12 protein-coding genes and 1 pseudogene are annotated in these 15,391 nt (G+C 67.6%); 8 read left to right on the plus strand and 5 right to left on the minus strand.

All coding sequences use genetic code 11. The annotated features are described in order from the left end of the window. Positions 1-16: 16 nt before the first annotated feature. From IE294_RS34415 to IE294_RS34425, 3 genes are all read left to right on the plus strand, one after another. Positions 17-1,627, plus strand: a complete 1,611-nt coding sequence (locus IE294_RS34415) for a DUF8616 domain-containing protein (protein ID WP_494487337.1) — start codon at positions 17-19, stop codon at positions 1,625-1,627. A gap of 102 nt (positions 1,628-1,729) precedes the next feature. Beyond that, positions 1,730-2,329 carry a type VII secretion system-associated protein gene (locus IE294_RS34420; protein ID WP_229917580.1) on the plus strand — a complete coding sequence of 200 codons (600 nt, stop codon included), beginning with the start codon at positions 1,730-1,732 and terminating at the stop codon, positions 2,327-2,329. Positions 2,330-2,933: 604 nt separating this feature from the next. Continuing rightward, complete coding sequence (locus IE294_RS34425; RefSeq protein ID WP_189892729.1) at positions 2,934-3,371, plus strand: VOC family protein; 438 nt, start codon at positions 2,934-2,936, stop codon at positions 3,369-3,371. A gap of 657 nt (positions 3,372-4,028) precedes the next feature. On the opposite strand, the gene IE294_RS34430 is transcribed toward IE294_RS34425, so the two are convergent. The 4 genes from IE294_RS34430 to IE294_RS34445 form a co-directional block, all read right to left on the minus strand. Then, entirely contained in the window at positions 4,029-5,234 is a 1,206-nt protein-coding gene (locus tag IE294_RS34430; protein ID WP_189892709.1) for a globin domain-containing protein, read from the minus strand. A 105-nt stretch (positions 5,235-5,339) separates the two neighbouring features. After that, positions 5,340-5,783: an RrF2 family transcriptional regulator gene (locus IE294_RS34435; RefSeq protein ID WP_189892711.1), complete on the minus strand. Its 444-nt coding sequence runs from the start codon at positions 5,781-5,783 to the stop codon at positions 5,340-5,342. A gap of 920 nt (positions 5,784-6,703) precedes the next feature. Next, positions 6,704-7,414 carry a TetR family transcriptional regulator gene (locus IE294_RS34440; RefSeq protein ID WP_189892713.1) on the minus strand — a complete coding sequence of 237 codons (711 nt, stop codon included), beginning with the start codon at positions 7,412-7,414 and terminating at the stop codon, positions 6,704-6,706. Further along, positions 7,353-8,663 carry an FAD-dependent monooxygenase gene (locus IE294_RS34445; protein ID WP_229917582.1) on the minus strand — a complete coding sequence of 437 codons (1,311 nt, stop codon included), beginning with the start codon at positions 8,661-8,663 and terminating at the stop codon, positions 7,353-7,355. Before IE294_RS34445 ends, IE294_RS34440 begins: the two co-directional genes overlap by 62 nt. A gap of 588 nt (positions 8,664-9,251) precedes the next feature. Here IE294_RS34445 and IE294_RS34450 point away from each other — a divergent pair. Genes IE294_RS34450 through IE294_RS34470 form a run of 5 tightly spaced genes read left to right on the plus strand, consistent with a single transcriptional unit; the run spans position 9,252 to position 13,834 of the window. Then, the gene (locus IE294_RS34450) at positions 9,252-9,959 is read left to right on the plus strand and encodes an ABC transporter ATP-binding protein (RefSeq protein WP_229917584.1); all 708 of its coding nucleotides are present in this window, start codon (positions 9,252-9,254) and stop codon (positions 9,957-9,959) included. After that, positions 9,956-10,675 (plus strand): ABC transporter ATP-binding protein, encoded by a 720-nt coding sequence (locus IE294_RS34455; RefSeq protein ID WP_189892715.1) that lies wholly within the window; start codon positions 9,956-9,958, stop codon positions 10,673-10,675. The genes IE294_RS34450 and IE294_RS34455 overlap by 4 nt, the downstream gene beginning before the upstream one ends. Positions 10,676-10,722: 47 nt before the next feature. Continuing rightward, positions 10,723-11,595 (plus strand): branched-chain amino acid ABC transporter permease, encoded by an 873-nt coding sequence (locus tag IE294_RS34460; RefSeq protein ID WP_189892717.1) that lies wholly within the window; start codon positions 10,723-10,725, stop codon positions 11,593-11,595. Further along, on the plus strand, positions 11,592-12,644 hold the full coding sequence (locus tag IE294_RS34465; protein ID WP_189892718.1) for a branched-chain amino acid ABC transporter permease: 1,053 nt from the start codon (positions 11,592-11,594) through the stop codon (positions 12,642-12,644). Before IE294_RS34460 ends, IE294_RS34465 begins: the two co-directional genes overlap by 4 nt. Before the next feature lie 17 nt (positions 12,645-12,661). Continuing rightward, entirely contained in the window at positions 12,662-13,834 is a 1,173-nt protein-coding gene (locus tag IE294_RS34470) for an ABC transporter substrate-binding protein (RefSeq protein ID WP_229917587.1), read from the plus strand. 484 nt (positions 13,835-14,318) lie between these two features. Here the strand turns inward: IE294_RS34470 and IE294_RS34475 are convergent. Beyond that, positions 14,319-14,956: pseudogene (locus IE294_RS34475) on the minus strand (transposase); the annotation flags it as partial. Positions 14,957-15,391: the final 435 nt, after the last annotated feature.

Genomic DNA, 15,391 nt, shown 5'->3' on the forward strand with positions numbered 1-15,391 from the left:
CCTCTACTCGCAAGCAATGCTCGATCAACACGGAAGGCCAGTTGGCCGCACCTATTTCCCTGAGACCCGCGACCCGAACTGGATCAAAGGTTTCCCTCCGTGGACAAGTACTTCCACCTACACGCGGGTTACCCAAAGCCTTCCCGATACCGTGCCGGTACCCTGGTCAGAAGGCAACTACTTCATAGGGGTGCACTCACACGGAGCTCAAGCAAGAGTGCATGACACTCAAGGGGGAGAATATCGAGTGTATGGCGCGGACCTCGGCGCTATAGTCCGACGCCGTCCGAGTTTCCAGAGGTTGATGGCCCAGAACCCCGATGCCGGCCTCGTGATGATCGCCTGCAATGCGGGCGCCTACGACGACGGCCTTGCGCAGCAAGTGGCAGACCATCTGGAAAGACCCGTCTACGCCGCCGCCGGAAAGATTTATATCGAGGACTACCAGTCCCCGCCACGTCCATGGATCAGTATGACTCCCAGCGGCGCCACGGGTGAGTTCATAACGGTGCAGCCGCGCCTCGGCCAAGAAACGGAGGTGTCGTTCCATCAAGGCGGCGTGAAGATGCCCGCCGACCAGCAGCGACTGATCGAACGCTTCGCGTCGAGGGCCGCCGACGCCGCGCGGCGAGCCGGCACCGACCCGAAACAAAAGCCCGTGATCACTATTGTCGGTTACGCATCGGGACGCCGAGGGGACAGCGACGGCATCGACACCGGACAAGAGCGTGCGGAGGCAGTGACCGCGTGGTTGCAACAAAGCTTGCGTCACCGACTCGGCGAGGGGCGCCTCGACGATGTCGTGACAGTGACACTCAGTCGCGGCGAAGACCTGCCTCAGAGCGCGCTGGACACGGGCAGAGACCGCTCCAGCCTGTTGCGACGGGCAACGATCACCCTGCACGCCCCCACACTGCGCGACAACGACGAGAGCGACGAGGACGAAGACTTCGAACCCCTGGCCTTCAACGCCGGGCCCGCCGGCCCGAGCGGTCCGCCCGGCCGACGCTCCGTCCAGCGGTCTGCCGACCGTGTGCCCACGACACAGACACCGGCCGTACCCCGGCCGTCGGCGCAGTCCGTGACGGATCAGCTCGAGCGGATGGATCTTGACAGGACCAGCAGGTCTGTCGGCCGGGGCAACGAAGGTGACGGGACGCAAACGTATCCGCTGGTGGACCCCGCGGTCGCAGAGCGGTGGCGGGCCACCTTCTCCTCCGCCCGACGCACGCTGCGCGACCTACCCGACCAGCAGAAACTGGTGGAGACGGCCGCGCAAATCGTGGCCGGTCACCACGTGCCGCCCCCAGGGCAGCACAGCCCGATGCCGGCGAACGCGCGCGCTTACCAGGACCTGTATTCCAACGTCGTCTACGCGGTTGCCGTACAACTTCACGCAGACCGCCGTCACCCACAGCCCCACCAAGGGGCCATCTCGCTCGCACAGCAGGCGGCGGCCGAGTTCCGCACGGCTCCTCCTGCCCGCAGGACTGACCCGGCGCCCCCGGATACCGGAGCCTCGCGCCCTTCCACATCCCGGCACCAGGCAGGTCATGCTCCTCGATCCGAACGGCATGGCGGGCACCAGCGTGACAACCGCCGGGACGGGCGGGACGAAGCCAGGTAGTCCTATGACACAGAGCCCCCACGCCGGCCGTCTCGATGCCGGCAGACCTGCTCAAACACAACGAGGGCGCGCTGGCGCCCGGGCTCGACAAAGGAGTCCCAAGTGAAGAACGATACCGCTGATCAGCACAGCTCCTACCCGGGTGTTCCAGCGGAGATCCGGGAGGCGGCGCGAATGGCACCAGATCACTGGTTCGGCATGGTCGACCCTACTTGGCAGGGCCATGGGACTCCACCCGCGTGGGCTGTGATGGGCGAATGGCGGTCGGGTGTGGAAGGCGAGATCGAGGAATGGAGGGATAATGCCGAATACCGCCCCTCACCGGCCGCTTTGGGCTGGCCGGACCCGACGGACAGCATTGACGAAGCCCTGCAACTCGCTGCCACCGGCTACGGGCCCGTCGAAAACCTGATCCGCCTCCTGGCCACTGCCCATGTCAGAATTTTGCTGACCCCCGACGAATTGCCGCTGTCCACCCAAACGGTGGACAATTTCCCCGTCGTCCCTGTCTTCACATCCGATGCCTACGTCCGGACGCTCAACGGACTGCGCTCGCGTACTCTTCCCATGGCCGATGTCATGGCTCAGATCGTCGAGCGACACGGGATATACGTCAATCCCGTCGGCCCCGTGGGAATGGTCGTCGAGGCGGAGCCACTCAATGCGGCGATTGCCGCTGCCCAGGCTGATGCGCCGTCCTAATACTCCAGTACGGTTTCGTGATCTACCCAGCAGACTCGTTGGCGGTCCGTCGTCGGTAGTGGCTGCGTCGGGCTGTTGCCTGGTGGCGTCTGCGCCAAGTGGACCAGTGCAGCTTCCCGGATGAGACAGGCACACGTTGCAGCGCAGGCCAGTGCCGCGTCGCCCGACAGGGCAATCGGACCACGTGCAGCCTGTCACGGACCTTGGTCTCATCCGGTCATCCTGAGCAAAGACGTCAGGAAGAGATGTGGTCATGACGACAGTGCACGTCACTTTGCTCAGCGCGCTCCGCGAGGTTCCGGCCGTGGAGCTGCCGTCCTTCACCCCCGCCGCCGGTGGTCGTCCCCTACGCCACTTCGCCCTGGAACTGCACGTGCCGCGCGAGCGGCACCAGGAACTGGAGGCCGAGCTGCGTGCAGCCTCCGCACCGGAAGGGGAGCCTCTGCGGGGACGTGACGCAGCCTGGCGTGTGGTGGGCGGTTGGACGGTCACCACGCACGGGCCCAGCCCCGAGCTTTACGACTACAGGGTGGAGATCCAGGAGGTGGAGAGCCCGGCGCGCACCGAATCGGCTGCGGTCGCCGCTGAAGGCAGCGGGACCTCCTTGGAGTTCAGGCTGGAGCTGGTCGTCCTCCCCGTCTCCGACGTCGATCGCGCCAAGGCCTTCTATCAGGCGGTGGGGTTCCGTCTGGACGGGGACCACACCAGCGACGAATCATATCGAGTGGTACACATGACGCCCCCGGGATCTCCGTGTTCCATTCTTTTCGGAACCGGGGTGACAACAGCCCAGCCTGGCACGGTCCGGGGACTCCACCTCGTCGTGACCGACATCGAAAGGGCGTGCCTGCAACTCCGTGAGCGGGGCGTCAAGACGGGTGAGATATTCCACGACACCTGCGACATGTTCCACCGTTGCACTGACGAAACCCGGCGCAGCGGCCCCCATCCCCAACGGCTCAAATACCGCTCGTACGCCACGTTCAACGACCCGGACGGAAACGAGTGGGTGCTGCAAGAGGTGCCTGCGGAGACCCAATGAGGGCAGGCGCCGACGCCGCATCCTCCACGCAGCGGGGCCTGGGCTGACCCGCAGCTTGGCCTCGGTCGTCTTCGCGCGCTGGAGGCAGCGCCGGCTGGCCGATCGCGGCGGACGAACTGGTGGTGCCGAGCGCCCAGCCGCGTGCGGCTGGGCGCTCGGCACCCTGGCCGCGTTCAAGTGGGAGAGAGGGTCGCCGCCCCCGCGCTCGGTGGAAGCCTCTGATCCGGCGCTGAAGCCGACAGCGGGATCTGGCAGCTGGCCTCGGCGGCGCTGTTCCTCATCGCAGGAAACCGTCGAACTGGTGCGCTGCGCGCGGGGGCGGACCGGTCGACGATCACCAAGATGGTGAGGAATCGTGGTGGTTCCCCTTGCCGACGTCCAGGCCGAGGAAGACGCCCGACCCGTCGATACGATCACTGTGGCCCCGCTTGCGCCGAGACTGCGTCGGCCTCGGCGGCGGGGCCATTCGCACGCATCCACGTCATCGAGACCTGCCACCCGTGAGCTGCCCGGTATCTGGCGAGGGCACCCCCGCACGCGGTGACACCGCCCCCAGCTCATCCGTGCGACAGGGGGACCAGTCATGCCGGGCCCGGGGGCCGGCGGCCCTCTTGCGGAATCGCGAAGAAGACGGGGGCGACGTCGGCCGTACATGGCCTACTTGCTGAGCCAGAGATCGGGGCCGAAGACCTCGTAGTGGATGGCGGACGGGTGCAGCCCCTTGGCCAGCAACTGGCCCCGCACCGCGCGCATGAAGGGCAGCGGGCCGCAGAGGTAGGCGGTGGTGTCGCCGGTGAGGTTCAGCTCGTCCAGGGCGGTGCGCCCGGCGTAGACCTGGGGGCCCGCGACGTGGTGTGCGTCGTTCTCGTACCACAGGTGCAGGTCAGCGCCGGGTATCCGGTCGACCAACTGCGCCTGCTCGGCGCGGTGGATGTGGTGATGCGGGCTGCGGTCGGCGTGGAGCACGGTGACGGGGCGCGTGGCGTCGGTCCGGCCGAGGTGGTCCAGCATGGAGAGCATGGGGGTGATGCCGATGCCGGCGGAGGCGAGCACGAGCGGCGTGTCGGCCTCGGGCAGGATCAGGTCGCCGGCGGGCAGTGACACGTCGAGGACGTACCCCTCCTTCGCGTTCGCGTGCAGCCAGGAGGAGACCTCTCCGTCGGGGACGGTCCCGTCGGCGGAGCGTTCGCGCTTAACGGTGATCCGCCAGGTGTCGCGGCCGGGAGCGGTGGAGAGGCTGTACTGCCGGATCTGATGTGCGCCGTCGGGCAGTTCCACCCGGACGCTGACGTACTGCCCCGGCTTGAAGGGCCGGGTGGGCCCACCGTCTGCGGGGCTCAGGACCAGCGAGACCGCGTCGGGGGACTGCTCGTGGCGCTCGGTGACGACCATCTTGCGCCAGACGTCGCCGTCGGCGACGCCGGCGGCGGCGTAGAGGCGGGCTTCGGCGGCGATCAGCGCGTTGGCCATCAACCAGTACACCTCGTCCCAGGCGGCGGCCACCTCGGGCGTGACGGCGTCGCCCAGCACCTCCGCGACGGCGGCCAGCAGGTGACGGCCGACCAGCGGGTAGCTGTCGGCGGTGATGCCGAGGGAAACGTGCTTGTTGGCGATGCGGGACAGGATGGCGTCCGGACGTTCGTCGGGCCGTTCGACCAGGAGCGTGGCGAAGGCGGCAACCGCTCCGGCCAGTGCCTCCCGTTGCGAGCCGTTGACCTGGTTCGTACGGTTGAAGAGGTTGAGCAGCAGCTCGGGGCGTTCTGCGAACAGTCGCTGATAGAAGCGATCGGTGATCGTGGTGAGGGAGGCTCCCACGGCGGGAAGCGTCGCCCGGACGATGGGGACCGACTGCGCAGACAGCATCAGTCACACTCCTGTGTTCGATGTTTCGAATAACAGCATGCATATTCAAGGCTGTGCCCGGCCCTGGCGCCGGCAGCCCTGCGGGAGAGGGGGTGCCCCTCTTGATCAGCCGGCGGGTGCGGCGCCGAGGGTGAGCAACACGGGCCCGGTCGGTGACTTCACCAGGTCCGCCACGGTCACGGTGTCGAGCGAGGCGTAGAAGGCCATCTGTGCCTGCCGCAGCGCGTTACGCAGACGGCAAGCGCCGGAGAGGGGACATGGGGTGTCGCCCTCGCACACGACGACCTCGCGGTCGTTCTCCAGTGTCCTGATCAGTTCGCCGACGCCGGTGTCCCGGCCCGCGGCGGTCAGCGACAGTCCGCCGTTGCGTCCACGCCGCGCCTCGATCACCCCGAGGTGCTGCAACTCCGCCACGGCTTTGGTCATATGTGTGTACGGCACGTTCATGGACTCGGCGATCTGCCGCGTGGTGACCAGCTGGTCACCGTCCAGGACGGCCAGCCGCATCACTGCCCGGAGTGCGAGATCCGTGTATCTGGTCAGCCTCACGAGATCACCGTAGCATTCTTGCATCTGAGATTCGCATTTAGACGGTGTGATCCGCACCTCTCCGTCGGGCCCCGGTTGCTGACGTGCGCCGGACGCACGGCAGGCCACGCTGCTCGCCGAAGACCGCACAGCCGCTTGTGAACGGCCGGCCGGACATGGTGTTCCGCATCCTCGTTTCCGTGTCCGCCGTTGCTGACACTCACCGCCGCGAGGCCTACAGGCGACTGCGGACATGCATGGCACCATCTGCCGGCGGCGACCGAGCAGTCGTGCGGCGCAGTCCCGCTGCGGCGGGGCTGCTCAGCACTCAACGGCCCCTCACGCAAGATGCTCGACTGGGACACCCCGACGGGCGTCTGCCTGCACTGTTCGCTTCCGGAATCAGACCAACCGTGTACCGCGACGATTGCGAAACACCGCGCTCGTCGCTCCGACGAGGCTTGCGCGGCGCCCCCAAGGACTCGCGTGTCCACGGATTCCCTCTCATACGACCGGTGATCTCCCGACCTTGCCACGGAGTGCCACACGGTGTCAGGACGCTGATCAGCCAGCCGTTGCGTCGGCGGGGAACGGACAACACAGTGGCGGATTCACCCGGACTGGCTGCGCTGGTTGTCGGAACCTGTGGAAGCGGTAGATCGTTCGTTGCGCCACGGCGTGGTGTGAGCGCGGGGCGCCGCCGCTTGTTGTTGGCTGCGACCAGCACCGTCGCCCGACGCACCCCGAACGTATGTGTTGTGCAGTGGGTCCCGGGTTGGCGCGCTCCTGAGGTGATGTCGCCACGCTCTGAGATCTTCTGACGGATGCCCTGCCCGGCTCTTTGACGACCCCATGACTCGGGGCGTCTCCGGCGGACCTGAGGCTGCACGTCGGTCGGCGGGGACGCCCGGAGCATGGGGACCAGTCGGAGACGTCCGTAGTCAAGCGGTGTTCGCGGCGGGCTGGGAGAGGAGACCCCTGACGACTGCGGACTGTTCGCCGAGAGCCCGGACGGCCTCCGCGGCTGCGGCCTTGACCTGTGCGGGCGCGGCCCTCTCCGGGCCGAGGAGTGCCGTGAAGGCCGCGGCGAACACGCGGTCGGGGTCTTCGACCTGCCGCGCGCAACAGCCACCCGTCACCATCATGAATCCCGAGAAGAGGGAGTCGACCGCCAACGCCTGGTCCGCGACCGACCAGTCGGTCCTGGCCAGGTCGTAGGTGCGCCAGATCGGCAGTATCCGACGCACCATGGCGTCGGGTCCGAGAGCGTCGAGCAGTGTGGCGGAGCGGGCGTCGTCCGTCAGGACGCCCAACAGTTCTGCGTCGTTGCTCCGTACCGCCAGGACGTATGGATGTGCGGCTGCCACGTGGAGCAGGTTCGGACACAGGCGCGAGGGACGAATCAGCTCGTGGTTGGCGGCGACCGCGCTGATCACCTCGTCCGCCAGAGCGAGGAAGTCGCGGCACAGGAGGTCGAGCAGCAGGTCTTCCTTGGTCTTCCAGTACAGGTAGACAGTGCCTTTCCCGATATGGCCCTTGCGGGCCACATCGGCGATGGTCACGCCCTTGCTGCCGCGTGCGAGCAGGAGCTCACCCGCGGCTGCCAGGATACGTGCCGCCTTGGGTGGGAGGTTTTCGGACGGATCGGGCAAGGTTCGGCTCCTCGTACCGGTAAGGCGGGTCGCCCAGGACCTCCTTCAGGATGTCCGCGCTCTTGTACTTCACGACCCCGTCGACGTGGAACATTCTATCGATCAGGCGCCTGCCCAGCCGTGTCCGTCCCAGCGCGGGCATGACCCGACGCAACATGAGCTGCAGGCGGTTGTTCGCTACAAAGAACCCACGGTCCTTGAACGCGTTCACCTGGTAGTAGCTGATGTAGGGCCGCAATCCCCGCTCCCAGGCGGTGAGAGCTGATTCCAGGTCGTCGGGCTGACGCTCCAGCAGGGTGCCGAGCAGGTCGGCACCCGCCAGTGCCGCCGAGACTCCCATGCCGGCATAGAGGGTCACACACCAGGCGGAGTCACCGAGCAGGACGACCCGGCCCTTGTGCCATGTGGTCATCCGTACCTGCTCGGCCGAGTCGAACAGCACGGTGTCGCTCGCTTCCAGTGCGTCCAGGACGTCTTCGAGGATGTGGGGCCGTCCCTCACCGAACGCGGCGCGCACGCTTTCGGCCACCGGCCGGGATAGCTCTGCGTCCACGTCGTCCGTGCGGTAGCTGAGCAGGATGGTGGGATCGTGGTCGGTGAACGCGTAGACCCACATGGACCGGTCCGGTTCCAGCAGAGTCGCCCCCAGTCCGGGAGTCAGCCCGGCCGGGGTGCCGGAGTACTCGAACGCGGCGATCATGTAACCCATGCGCTCGATGTGCTGTTCGTGCGGGCCGAACACCAGGGACCGGACCGTGGAGCGGATGCCGTCGGCACCCACGACCAGGTCGAAGCGTTCGGTTGTGCATGTGTCTGTAGCCGTGTTCCGCAGCGTCACGTCCACGCCGTCCGCGTCCTGCTCGATGGCGGTCGGTACGGTGGAATACCGCACCTCCGCTTGATCGGCCAGCACTGCGAACGCGGCCCTTTCGACGTCGCTGCGCAGTAACAGCCAGGGTTCCCCGGGCATTTCCGTGTACGAGATGCCCGGTCGTTGCCTGCCCTTTCGGTCGATGTCCACCCCGCGTATCAGTGACTTGCGGTCGTGCAGGTGTTCCAGGACGCCCAGACGACGTGCAGACACGAGACCGGCGCCGAACAGTGCGACGAAGTATCCACCCATGCGCCTGGCGGGGGCACGCTCGACGATCACGGGCGTCCAGCCGGCCCGACGCAGTCGACTCGCCGTGGCCATCCCGCTGATGCCCATGCCCACGACAAGGGCCCGCTTCTGCTCGTTCTTGTTCATGCGTCCGATCATACTGACCAGATCGTTCATTTGGTCAGTCCCTGCGTCATTCCGACCGGGTGCGGTACACGGACACTTCGAAGCCCTGCACGCCGCCGCGTCCGCGACGACCGCACTTCCAGGAGCTTCTGACCGAAGGCCGCAGCAACGCGGCTTCCTTGCGTGAAGCAACCGGCCGGCTTCCGGGGCAGTGGTCGTACCGGCGAAGACGTACCCGGCATCCGCTCCGACAGCGGGAGCTCGTGCACCGAGGGCCGCGGCCGCCGACGTCCCAGGCTCCCGGCTCCCCCGCGCCGGGGAGCACGACGGCAGGACGGCGACGGCATGTCATGGAAAAGCTGTCACAACCGAGGTACCGAAGCTGTCTTCCTTTTCAACAGCTGTACTCGACACGCCGGTTGCGCGTCGGTACCCGTACCTTCCGCGGGTGTCGCGTGGCGTCGTGAACTCTTCGACCGTCAGCGCTTCAGCCGCCGGTCGGACAAGGTGGAGGAGAGAAGTGTCAGTCATACGCGTCGGCCGAGGCGGCCGGTGACCACGGCAGTCGAAGTGTCCAGAGCCACGGTGCGCTACGGCGGGGTGACGGCCATGGAGGACTTCACGCTCTCGCACTCCAGCGGCGGTGTGATCGGACTGATCGGACCCAACGGTGCCGGAAAGACAACCTTGTTGAACGCACTGTCCGGGGTGACGCCGCTGACATCGGGCACCATCCGCGTCAACGGTCACGACATCACAGGCGTCGGCCCAGTGCGTACCGCCCGCCTCGGTGTGACCAGGACCTTCCAGAACCTGCAGATCTTCGGCTCGCTGACCGTGCTGCAGAACGTCATGCTGCCGCGAACGGCCCGAAGCATGAGCCTGTCTCTGGGGCACGTTCTGGGTCTGGCCTCCGCAAGGCGCCGGATCGCCGCCGAGCGCCGCACGGCCCACGAACTGCTCGAAAGAGTGGGGATGGCCCAGTACGCACATCTCTCCGCGGACAGTCTCGCCTACGGACTTCAGCGCCGGGTGGAGATCGCCAGGGCTTTGGCGGGAGACCCCGCACTCCTGCTCCTGGACGAACCCCTCGCGGGTCTCGCCCGCGCGGAGAGTGCCGATCTGACATCACTGTTCACCGACATCGCTGCCGAAGGCGTGACCGTACTGCTGGTCGAGCACGACGTCGCCGGAGTCCTCTCGGTGTCGGACCGGGTGGTGGTACTGGACCACGGCCGACTACTGGCGGACGGCACACCCGAGCGGATCGCCGCCGATCCCGCTGTGCGCGCCGCCTACCTGGGCGAGGAGAGGTGACCGAACTGCTGCGGGGCACCGGGCTGGTGTCCGGATACGGCCGGATCGAGGCCCTGCACGGCGTGGACGTCGCGGTGGACGCCGGGCAGGCCGTGACCGTGATCGGACCCAACGGCGCGGGCAAGTCGACGCTGCTGCGTACCCTCGCGGGGCTGTCCCACCCGTGGCAGGGCACCGTCGAGTTCGACGGCACGGACGTTACCCACTGGTCTGCGGAGCGGCGGGCCCGAGCAGGTCTGGTGCTCGTCCCTGAGGGCCGGCACGTGTTCGCCGGGCTCACCGTCGAGGAGAACCTGCGGCTGGGTGGTTACGCGGCGGGGCGGGCGGCGGCCACGCCGGGGCTCAACGCGGTGTACGACCTCTTTCCCGCGCTCGCCGGCCGTCAGCGACAGCCCGCCGGTACCCTGTCGGGCGGCGAGCAGCAGATGGTGGCGATCGGCCGCGGGCTGATGAGCCGTCCGAAACTGATGCTGCTGGACGAACCGTCGCTGGGACTTGCCCCGCAGGCGGTCCGGCTGGTGACCGACGCCCTTGTGGAACTGGCCGGGCGCGGCACCACGTTGGTCCTGGTCGAGCAGAGCGCGAGCGTCGCGTTCCAAGTGGCACACCGCGGTTACCTCATGGAGCGGGGCGATCTCGTGGCCTCGGGACCCGTGGACCACCTGCGTAAGGATCCCAGGGTTCTTCGGGCCTACCTCGGAGGGCCCGCCGGATGAACGTACCCGCCCCGCCCACACTCAGGATCGGAACCCGGTAGGCCCGCATGTCGCAGTTCTTCGACTTCACGCTCTCCGGACTCGGGACCGGCACCACCTATGCCCTGGTCGGACTCGGGGTAGCCCTGGTGTACCAGGTCACCGGCGTGATCAACTTCGCGCAGGGCGACTTCGTCATGCTCGGCGGGCTCGGTTCCGCCGTGCTGCACGAGGCGGGCACGCCGCTGTGGGCGGCGGCCTTGACCGCGATCGCTTCCACCGCCGCGATCGGTGGTCTGCTGGACCTCGTCGTCATCAGAAGGGCACGGGGCGCCGACAGCGAACGGCTGATCATCCTGACGATCGGCGCCTCGGTGACTCTTCAGGGCGCGGCGCTGCTCGCCTTCGGCGCGGACTCCCACTTTGTCCCGCCGTTCTCCCCGGGAGACGCCTTCGACGTGTTCGGCGCCCATGTGCCCCGGCAATACCTGTGGTGCGGGGTCGCCACCGCGGCGGCGGTGGTGCTGATGTGGGCGTTCCTCACCAGGACTTTGTGGGGTACCGCGATGCGCGCCACGGCCATGGACCCCGAGACGGTCCGGCTCATGGGCGTCTCGCCGGCCCGGATGAGCCTGCTGGCGTTCACCTGGGCCGCGGCGCTGGGCGCTCTGGCGGGAGTGTTCCTGGCTCCTCTGCAACCGCCGGACGCGTCAGTGGGCATTCCCTTCGGTCTCAAGGGTTTCACCGCGGCAGTGATCGGCGGACTCGTCTCCCCGGCGGGAGCCGTGGCCGGCGGGCTGCTGGTCGGACTGGTCGAGGCGTACGCCACCGGATACCTCAGCAGCGAGTACAAGGACACGCTCACCTACGGGCTGCTGCTCGTGGTGCTGCTGCTGCGGCCCACCGGGCTGCTGCGCCGGTCGCCGGTGGTGCGGGTATGAACACGTCGCACAGGGCGCGCGCTCTGCTCGGTTCCCGTGCGGCCGGGTACGCGGCCTTCGTCGTGCTGCTGCTGGCCGTGCCCGCCGTCTTCACGAGGGTGCCCTTCTACACGATGTCGGTGGCCGTGCTGATGTCTCTTCAGGCCACAGCGGCCTTGGGGCTGGTACCCCTCGTCGGCCGTGCCGGGCAGATCTCCCTCGGGCAGGCCGCCTTCTTCGCCGTGGGCGGGTACACCTCTGCCGTCCTCACCGGCAGATGGCAGGTCAACGCCCTGCTCGCGTTGCTTGCCGGGGCCGCCCTGGCCATGGGGGTGGCGTACGCCGTGGGGTTGTTCATCTTCCGGGCACAGGGCCAGTACCTGGCCCTGGCGACCCTGTCGTTCGGTCTGGTGGTCAGTTCCCTGGCCAACCAACTGCCGCTGACCGGCGCATCCAACGGCCTCTCGGGGATCCCGTCGCTGGCACCGTTCGGGGTGGAACTGGACACGGATCTCTCGATCTACTACCTGGTGGCCGGTGTGCTGCTGTTCGCCGTGCTGGCCGTGGACGCGCTGTTGCGGTCGCCCGCGGGCGATGCGTTGAGCGCGCTGGGCGACAGCCCCGTGGCGACGGAGGCGGCCGGTGTCTCGGCCGCCACCCTGCGCCGTGGCGTGTTCGCGCTTGCGGCCGGGCTCGCCTCGATCGCGGGCAGTCTGTACGCCCATTGGTCGTCCTTCATGGACCCCGGTCAGGCGGGACTCCTCAACTCGGTGCAGTTGCTGGTCATCGCCTCGGTCGGTGGACTGCGCACTCCGTGGGGCGCACCGCTCGGCGCTCTGGTGATCATCACGCTCTCCGAGGCGTCCAAGGACTTGATCCCGCAGGTGTTCCCGTCCGCTACCGGGAATTTCGACATCATCGTCTACGGGATCGCTCTGATCGCCGTCCTGCTGTTCCTGCCCAGAGGGGTGGGCGGCGCGTCGGCGGTACTCAGGAAGCGGTCGGCTCTGCGGCAGGACGGCCCTGCCCCCGCCGCGACCGCTCGTACACAGAAAAGAGAGACACAGTGATCCGGACACGTACCTCGTTGGCGCTGACCGCGGCGGTTGTTGTCGGTGCCTTGGGGCTCACCAGCTGCGCGTCGCCGGAGACGGACGACCCGACGGGCAGCGGGCAGGGGAAGGAGGCCGACATCATGATCGGCGCCAGCTTGGAGCTGTCCGGGCCCACACAGAGCATCGGCACCGCGTACGAGAAGGCCCTGGAACTCCAAGTGGGCTTGATCAACAAGCAGGGCGGCGTGCTGGGCGGACGCAAGCTGAGGCTGATCGTCAAGGACAACCAGACAAAGCCCGCGCAGAACATCACCAATGTCAACGACCTGATCAACAATGACCACGTCGCGGCAGTGATCACAGGCGGCTGCTCGGCGTGCACCGTTCCGGTCACCACCATTGTGGAGAAGCGCAAGGTACCGCTGATCTCCCTGGCCTCGGCGACGGCGATCACCAGCCCGGTGGCGGAACGGCGGTACACCTTCAAGATCTCGCCCAATCCGGCTCAGGACGCCGGGGTTCTGCTCGCCGAACTGAAGAAGAAGGGAGTGAAGAGCATCGGCCTGCTCAACGTCGACAATCCCTATGGGCAGGAGGGCCGCGCCGCGGTGCTGGCCCAGGCCAAGAAGGCCGGCATCGAGGTGACCGGCACCCAGCAGTTCGGCCAGGAAGACAAGGACATGAGTGTCCAGGCGAAGCGCCTGGTCGCCGGACGTCCCGACGTCGTGGTCGTGTGGGCGGTCATGCCGGCGGCCGGGATCATCGCCAAGAACCTGCGGGACGCGGAATTCGACGGAGGCGTCTATCTGGATGCCGGCGCCGGCGCGGAACTCTTCGTCAAGGGCGCTCAGGGAGCCGCAGAGGGCATCCACATGGTGTTCCCCCGGGTTCTGGCGATCGGCGACGTGACCTCGCAAGACAAGACCGTCCGTGCCCAGAAGGAATGGGTGGCCCGGTACACCGACAAGTACCAGAGCTACTCCGGATTCGCCTCCTTCGGGGCGGATGCCGCCCTGATGCTGCGCAACGCCATCGCCAAGGCTGGGACCACGGACGGCCCGAAGCTGCGCGACACCATCGAGACACTCGGCTTCGACGGAGTGTCCGGGCCGATCCGCAACACGGCTCAGGATCACTCCGGCCTCCAGCCCGAATCACTCGGCGTACTTGTGGTGCGCGAGGGTGACTGGCACCTTGCGAACTGACGTCCCCAGTGGTGCGGCGCCGGCTCCGCTCCGGAGCCGGGCAGACGACCGGCATGGCCCGTATGCCGCCCCGCGGTGCGGCATACGGTGTCGTCACAGACCAGGTTCACCGTCGGTGGCGCCCGGCGATCAAGCTAGAGGAGCAGCCCTCGATCAACGACGGGGACACCCCTGACCACTGTGGAGCGCCTGCCGACCGCGAAGGAAGAGGCGATGGTTCATGATGAGGTGTTCCCCGGGCTGGAGCATGGAGGAGACCTCCCGAGGCTCGGACCTCTTCAGCAGTGTCGGTTCCCTTTCGTGCCCGTTGTGGTGTCGGTAAGTGCAGTGGGTGGTACTCGGTATTGCTCGGAATCGTAGATTGACTTGACCTCTGCGAGACCTGAGGGTTCCCGAACGGGCTGGTCCCTACCAAGGGCGACGACGCGGCCATGGACCAGTGGGCACGGTACGCCTCCGCCTCGTCGGCGCTGACGTCCCACACGGGCGGTCGGCCCTGGGTGTGAGGCTGCCGGAGCGGGACGGCCCGCCGCAGGACACGGTCCGAGCGCATACGGGCCGGCACCTGCACCGGCAGGTCCCTGAGCAGGGATGCGAGGCGGTGCGTCGTAGCCGGCGTCAGCGATGATGAGGATCTTCTGGTCGCCTTCGGCGGTGTCGTCCCCGGGCGCCAGCCGCGGCCGGGCTCGAGTGCGCAGATGATCGAGTAGGGCCAGCCGGGAACCGGAATGTGCTGGTCTTTGCCCGGCCGTCGGTGTGACACAGGATCAGTTGCGGTGAGGTGTGGGCATCGGGGCGCAGCCAGCAGGTGATGTCGACGGCCAGGACCAGCCGGCCGTCGACGGCCCGTGGCAGTGGCACCGAGGCCGGGACCCGCCGCAGCCGGCCGGCATCGACCCGGCCGCGAGCGAGGGCTGAGCAGAGGCCGCCATGGTCTCGGCGGTGTTCGCTGACCAGTGACAGCTCGGGCAGTGACCTGACCGGCCCTTCGCCGCACGGAACAGCATCAGCCAGCTCGGACAACGCATCCGAACGAGCGGTGAGACAGGAGTGGAACTCGTCCCGGAAGCATGACAATTGTTCCTGCGCTTCTCGGCGTGTGTCGCGATGCGGCAGACTCATCCCCACGGCCTTCGTTCTGACGATGTGTGTTCCTTGGTCGGAGCACATGTTCAAGACGAAGGCCGCTTCCGTGTACGGCGGATACCGGACCCGAGTGATCAAGTTCGACGCACCGTTCGACGTCGGACGATAAAGATCAAGTTAGGGGGCCGGTGAAACGGGCGCCCGGGGCAACTGGGGATCCATGGGCTCGGCGGACAACCGCGGCGCCAAGGGCTCCCCGGACACCAAGGGCCCCCCGGGTACCACCCCGGAGGGGTCGCCGGTGCCCGAGGGCTCCGGGGAAGCCGGCACCTCGGGCACGCGGGGCACCTGGGGATCCATGGGCCTGCCAATGGGCGGGGCGGGATCGGAGAGGTTCGAGTCCGGTGCGGTGGTGGTGATGGTGTTGAAGGTGGTCAGGAACTGGTGGTCGTTCTGTTCGGTGCCGCTGCA

It is taken from the genome of Streptomyces canarius (assembly GCF_014650735.1).
Taxonomy (GTDB): Bacteria; Actinomycetota; Actinomycetes; order Streptomycetales; family Streptomycetaceae; genus Streptomyces; species Streptomyces olivaceoviridis.